The organism is Chitinophagales bacterium, assembly GCA_020636535.1.
GTDB lineage: Bacteria > Bacteroidota > Bacteroidia > Chitinophagales > JADIYW01 > JADJSS01.
This window is the reverse complement of sequence record JACJXT010000003.1, coordinates 1-6502: the sequence shown is the minus strand read 5'-3', so window position 1 is coordinate 6502 and position 6502 is coordinate 1. Positions and strand designations below refer to the sequence as shown.

7 protein-coding genes are annotated in these 6502 nt (G+C 31.1%); 3 read left to right on the top strand and 4 right to left on the bottom strand.

All coding sequences use genetic code 11. From position 1 onward, the window contains the following. Together H6553_00150 and H6553_00145 are read left to right on the top strand one after the other, a co-directional pair. A partial coding sequence (locus H6553_00150; GenBank protein ID MCB9032225.1) for an o-succinylbenzoate synthase occupies window positions 1–875 on the top strand: 875 nt, incomplete at its 5' end. Beyond that, entirely contained in the window at window positions 872–1936 is a 1065-nt protein-coding gene (locus H6553_00145) for an AMP-binding protein (GenBank protein ID MCB9032224.1), read from the top strand. The genes H6553_00150 and H6553_00145, both read left to right, overlap by 4 nt. Here H6553_00145 and truB read toward each other — a convergent pair. The 4 genes from truB to H6553_00125 form a co-directional block, all read right to left on the bottom strand. Then, window positions 1919–2605 carry a tRNA pseudouridine(55) synthase TruB gene (gene truB, locus H6553_00140; GenBank protein ID MCB9032223.1) on the bottom strand — a complete coding sequence of 229 codons (687 nt, stop codon included), beginning with the start codon at window positions 2603–2605 and terminating at the stop codon, window positions 1919–1921. The genes H6553_00145 and truB overlap by 18 nt on opposite strands. A 12-nt stretch (window positions 2606–2617) precedes the next feature. Next, a complete protein-coding gene (locus tag H6553_00135; protein MCB9032222.1) occupies window positions 2618–3748 on the bottom strand; it encodes a cysteine desulfurase in 1131 nt (376 codons plus the stop codon). A gap of 312 nt (window positions 3749–4060) precedes the next feature. Continuing rightward, on the bottom strand, window positions 4061–4342 hold the full coding sequence (locus tag H6553_00130) for a nucleotidyl transferase AbiEii/AbiGii toxin family protein (GenBank protein MCB9032221.1): 282 nt from the start codon (window positions 4340–4342) through the stop codon (window positions 4061–4063). Then, window positions 4297–4602, bottom strand: coding sequence for a hypothetical protein (locus H6553_00125; protein MCB9032220.1), 306 nt, complete (start codon window positions 4600–4602; stop codon window positions 4297–4299). Before H6553_00125 ends, H6553_00130 begins: the two co-directional genes overlap by 46 nt. Before the next feature lie 1462 nt (window positions 4603–6064). On the opposite strand from H6553_00125, the gene H6553_00120 reads away from it, so the two are divergent. Then, window positions 6065–6502, top strand: a 438-nt coding sequence (locus H6553_00120; GenBank protein ID MCB9032219.1) for an InlB B-repeat-containing protein, incomplete at its 3' end; no start/stop codon positions are given.

Genomic DNA, 6502 nt, shown 5'->3' with positions numbered 1-6502 from the left:
CAAATTATGAAGCAAAACTAGCAGAAATTTGCAGTCGCTTACCTGATGAAATGGAAGCGGTATTGCAAGAACTAACCGAATGGCCTTCTATATTTTTCGGTATTGAAATGCTTTTAAAAGATTGGGGAAATGGCGGCAACAGAATCATATTTCCAGAAGCAATCAATGAAAATGGCTTCACAATTCCAACAAATGGATTGATTTGGATGGGTAGCAAAGAAAGTATGTTGCAACAAATAAAATTAAAATTAGATGCAAATTATAAATCTATCAAATTAAAAATTGGAGCTATCGATTTTGATACAGAACTAGAATTATTACAATACATCAGAAAACAATTTTCGGTTGATGAAGTAGAAATTCGATTAGATGCAAATGGTGCATTTATCTACCAAGAAGCTAAAGAAAAAATAAAACAACTGTCCGATTTTGGAATTAGTTATATTGAACAACCTATCAATACTGGGCAATGGCAAGATATGGCTGCTTTATGCAATAATTCACCTATAAAAATTGCATTAGATGAAGAACTTATCGGAATACAAAATTCAAGTAAAAGAAAGGCATTAATTGACACGATTCAACCACAAATTTTAATTTTAAAACATGCACTTATTGGCGGATTTTATGCTGCCGATGAATGGAAAAAATTAATTGAAAACAATGGTGGTACTTGGGTTATCACTTCCGCTTTAGAAAGTAATATTGGGCTTAATGCCATCGCACAATACACAGCTTTAAAATGCTCGGATTACGCTCAAGGATTAGGAACTGGACAATTATTTACGAATAATTTCCCAGCTCCTTATAGTATTGATGCCAATGGATTACATTACCATAAAAACCAAAAATGGGATTTATCTGCACTAATATGAATCATTTAGAATACAAGCAATTGACAATAAATGGGCATCGCTTAGTAGATGAAGAAATTATAGAATTTTGCAAGAAAAGTAATATCGAAAATATTAATAAAATTGGCGATTTTATGGTTGAATGGTTTTCTCCAAAAACAACAATAGAAGTTCAAACTAGCGGTTCTACAAGCTTACCCAAAACAATTACTGTCTCCAAACAACAAATGTTGCAAAGTGCAAAAGCAACAGCCCATTTTTTTAATTTCAAAGAAAATCAAACTGCTTTATTGTGCTTACCAATGAATTACATCGCTGGTAAAATGATGTTGGTTCGTGCTTTATATAGTCAATTGAATTTAATATGTATTGAACCAAATAGCCAACCTTTAAATCATTTTATAGCCAATACTATAATAGATTTTGTACCGCTCACACCTATGCAATTAAAAGGCACAAAACAGACCTCAAATATCAAAACAATTTTATTAGGTGGTGGTCCTGTTAGTGCTGAATTAGAACAAGCTTGCCAAACTTTATCTGCTGAAATTTATCATGGTTATGGTATGACAGAAACTCTAAGTCATGTAGCATTAAGAAAAATTAATGGGTCAAAACCATCCTTGGCTTATCAAGCTCTTCCAGGTGTGCTTTGTAGCATAGACAATCGGCAGTGTTTACAATTAGAAGTTCCCTTTTTAACTGAAAAAATTTATACTAATGATATTGTCGATTTGATAAACGAAACTACTTTTATTTGGAAAGGAAGATTGGATAATATAATCAATAGTGGTGGTATAAAATTATTTCCAGAAACGATTGAAACTAAACTATCCGATTATATCAAAACTGCTTATTTTATTGCAGGTTTACCAGATGATACACTTGGAGAGAAACTTTGTCTATTGATTGAAGATGAAAAATATACTAGCGAAAAACTTCATCATTTAGAACAATATTTGGAACAATATTTAGAAAAATATGAACGACCCAAAACTATATTTTTCCTTCCAAAATTTATTAGAACTGAATCTGAAAAAGTTCAAAGAAGCAAAACAATAGAGCTATTGAATAGCATCTAATTTTTGTATAAACGAATCCACTGTATATGCTTCTTCAATAGAAAAATTACCAATTTTTTCTCTCCTCAAACTTGCTAAATAGGCAACATTGTTAAGCCTTTTACCAAAATCATTAGCAATACTACGAATATAAGTACCTTTACTACATTCGATATAAAAATAGATATAAGGCAATTCTATTTTTGTAATTTTAAATTGATAAATTTGAATGACTTTAGATTTGATTTCAGGATTTAAGCCAATTCTGGCTAGTTCATAAGCTCTAACACCATCTATCTTAACAGCAGAATGGATAGGTGGAAATTGTTGTTGTTCTCCTAAAAAACTTTCCGCAGTCTTATGAATTTCTTGTTCTGTAATATGCTCAATACTTTGAAAATTGATAGCTGGTTTTTCTGTATCGTAACTTTCTGTTTCAGCACCTAAATAAAAACTCCCGGTATAAACTTTATTTTGATTTTGAATACCTTCTATTTCTTTTGTTTTTTTTCCAGTACACACAATTAACAAACCACTTGCTCTTGGATCTAAAGTGCCTGCATGTCCAATTTTTATTTTTCCGTATTGATATTTAAGTTTAAATTTCAACTTATTTACCACATCAAAAGATGTCCAATCCAATGGCTTATCAATCAATATTATTTCTCCAGCTACAAAATCCAAATAAATAAATTTAGGTATTTATGAAAAATATTTTTTTAGTACTTGGATTACCACATCCACTTCCGATAGATGATTATATTTCGAAAAAGAAAAACGAATATTGATTCTATTGCTATTCGGTCGAATGGCATCAATCACATGCGAACCTGTTGAAGCTCCACTATTACAAGCACTACCACCACTCGCACAGATACCTTCAATATCTAAATTAAACAACAACATACTAGCGGCATCATTTTCTGGAAAAGATACATTTAAGACCGTAAATAAACTATTTTTGGAATGGCCATTAAATTGAATATCCTTAAAATTAGCTAATAGCTGTTCTTTAAAATAATCCTTAATAGATTGGATATATTGTCTATCTTTCTCCAAATGCTGATAAGCCAACTCAGCAGCTTTGCCCAAACCAACTATGCCATAAACATTTTCAGTTCCAGCTCGATAGCCACGCTCCTGCCCACCTCCATGTAAGAAAGAAGCCACTTTACTTTTTTTCTTTTGATACAAAAAGCCAATACCTTTTGGTCCATGAAATTTATGTGCTGAAGCAGAAAGAAAATCCACCTCGACTTTCTGAACATCTATAGGAAAATGTCCAAATGCCTGCACGGTATCAGAATGAAATAAAGCCTGATGTGTTTTACAAAGTTGGCTTACTTTTTCAAAATCTAAAAGATTACCAATTTCATTATTTGCATACATCAATGATACTAAAGTTTTATCCTGATTGTCTTTTAATAAACTTTCTAAATGTTCCAAATCCACCATACCATCGGATAATAATTGCACATACTCAATTTTTACTTGATGGAATTCCTTTAAATAATCTGCAATATGAATCACACAATGATGTTCTATTGGAGAAGTGATAATCCTTTTAACTTGATGATAAATAACTGCACCTTTTATTGCCATATTATTGGCTTCAGTACCACAAGATGTAAATACAATTTCAGAAGTTTGGGCATTTAAAATTTGTGCTATCGTTTTTCTTGCAGTCTCAATCGCAGCTCTAGTATCTCGCCCCAAACTATAAACAGATGATGGATTTCCATAATGCTCATTCAAAAAAGGCAACATTGCCTGTACAACTTCAGGTGCTATAGCAGTTGTCGCAGCATTATCAAAATAAATAGGACTTTTCAATGATTTTTTTTACAAAGATACCAATTTGTTTTCATTTTTATAAGAGATGTGCATGTAGTATTAAGTAGAAAGTATTGAGTAGTGAGAGATGAGAATCAAGATTTTTAGAGCCAAGAATCAAGACTTTGTTGTTGTAGTAAGTAGTGAGTAGTGAGTAGTAAGTAGAAAGTAGCAAGAAACTAATTATTTCATTAATCACTAACCCTCGCCTTTGTTGGTTTGCAACCAACAAACTTCTTATTTTTCATTGTGCAATTACTCATCTTCACTTGTTATTAAATATTAAATATTTTAATTTGATATTTATTTTTTTTAATTTTGTTGTTGGTTACAAACCAACAACGGCAAAGCAATTAAAATATTTTTAGAACTTGTTGTTACGACAACATCTCCAAAGCTTTTTAATATTTCAATATACTCATTTTGATTAATTTCACAATGACCAAATAAATCAATATCAATAGAATTTCTATGTCCAATTTGTAAAGCCAATGCTGTTCCACCCACTAAAAAATAATTTTCAAATAATGGCTCTCGCATTATGCTTTTTAGGAGTTCCATAAGTTTTGGAACAACTGTTTGTGTTTGTAACATCTAAACTCTGTTTTGTTGATATTAAAAATAGTAGATAAATAGGAAAGTGTAACAGCATCTAAAGTTCTTAAATTTAAAGCAACTTCCTTTATCGTTTCTAAACCATATATCTCTTTTAACAAATTCCAATCTTTCATTAAACCATGCTCTAATACCTTATGTATCAAATGAACTTTATGTTTTTGAAAATCAAAATTAGACAAATCTACATCCCAAAAAAGATGTGGTGAAAAATCATTAATAGATATTGTCTTCTTCATATTAACAAAGTTACCTTTTCTTTTCAAAATTGTAAAACTAATTTATCAATAAGAACATAATTGAGAATCAAGATTTTTAGAGCCAAGAATCAAGACTTTGTTGTAGTAGTAAGTAGTGAGTAGTGAGTAGTAAGAAATTCATTACTTCATCATTACATTATTTAATTATTTCATTATTTCATTAACCTTTGTGAACTCCGTGCAAAAACTTAGTGTACTTTGTGGTTAAAAAAATGAGTATTAAGTAGAAAGTATTAAGTATTGAGAGCCAAGATTTTTAGAGCCAAGAATCAAGACTTTGTTGTAGTAGTAAGTAGTGAGTAGTGAGTAGTGAGAAATTCATTACTACATTACTTTATTATTACATTACTTCATTAATTCATTATAAAAATCCTGCCAATCCCAAAATCCTATAAATCCTGATTCAGACAATTAATTTGAGTAGAAAGTTGTGAGTAGTGAGTAGTGAGAAATTAATTATTTCATTACTACATTAATCTTTGTGAACTCTGTGTAAAAACTTTGTGTACTTTGTGGTTAAAAAAATGAGTATTAAGTATTAAGTATTGAGAAATTCATGATTACATTACTTTATTATTACATTACTTCATTATTTAATTATTTCATTATAAAAATCCTGATTCAGACAAAAAAAACACCTACTTATAGGTTATCCACTATATTTACATTGTTATTCACAATATATGTGCATAATAATCAGTAGGGTGTACAAAAACATAATCTTAAAAAGTAGCGGAATTGTTTGTTTTAATGTAATTTTGAATATATTATAAAATACATTTATTATTCTTTATAATTTAGATTTATGAATATATTCTACACTGTTTTTGATATTCCCAAAACTCCAATAAATAGCAAACACAAGAACCTAGCCAACAAATGCACAACCATGCTGAAAAGTTGTGTAATGTATGTAGGCTTAGTTTTGTTTTTTTTTATAAGTGGCAATTCGTTTGGGCAAAGTTGTGGCACAATTACATGGACAGATAATAGTATTGGTTCTTTTCAAATTTGTGGTGGTGTTACTAAAGGTTTTAATGCAAATGGCGATTATTCTTATACTTCTATTATAACTAATCCACAATCTTTAACATTTGATAAAAAACGTAGTAGTAATACAACTGCTTGGAGTATGGATATTCAAATATCACCTGATGGTGGTGCTCTCAGCTGGACGACTATTACTACTATAACTAGTATTTCAAATACTTGTGAAACTGTGAATATAGACCTAAGTAGTTATACAGGTACTCGAAGAATTAGATTTATTGACACTCGTTCATCAGGTACACATGAACGAGCAATTAGTAATATTGTTATTAATTGTGCAACGTATACTGTTTCTTACAACGGCAATGGAAGCGATGGAGGTTCTGTTCCAAGTGATGCAAGTAGTCCTTATGCATACGGTTCTACCGTAACTGTATTAGGTGCAGGTACAATGACAAAATCAGGCAATACTTTTGCCGGATGGGATAGCGACAATGACGGTACTGCAAATTTTACAGGTTCAGGTAGCGAAACATTTACTATATCTGCGAATACTACTTTATACGCCCAGTGGACGCCTAGTGGTTGCACTACACAAACTATAAATCCTATTGCATCATCCGTTACTAAAACGTATGGGGATGTTGCTTATAGCGTTGCTACTACTGCTACTTCTAGTTTAACAGTTACCTACTCCAGCAGCAATACAAGTGTGGCTACAGTAGATGCAAGTGGTAACGTAACAATAGTAGGTGCTGGTACTGCTACCATTACTGCGGCTCAAGCTGGTAATAGTTCATACTGTGCTGCAACATCGCTTACACAGGCATTAACTGTAAATAAAAAAAACTTAACAATTACTGGGCTTACTGCCAACGATAAACTATAT

Excerpts from the sequence above, each read along its gene's own strand:
- H6553_00130 (MCB9032221.1), bottom strand. The coding sequence starts at position 4,342 with ATGTTACAAACACAAACAGTTGTTCCAAAACTTATGGAACTCCTAAAA.
- H6553_00125 (MCB9032220.1), bottom strand. The coding sequence starts at position 4,602 with ATGAAGAAGACAATATCTATTAATGATTTTTCACCACATCTTTTTTGG.
- H6553_00145 (MCB9032224.1), top strand. The coding sequence starts at position 872 with ATGAATCATTTAGAATACAAGCAATTGACAATAAATGGGCATCGCTTA.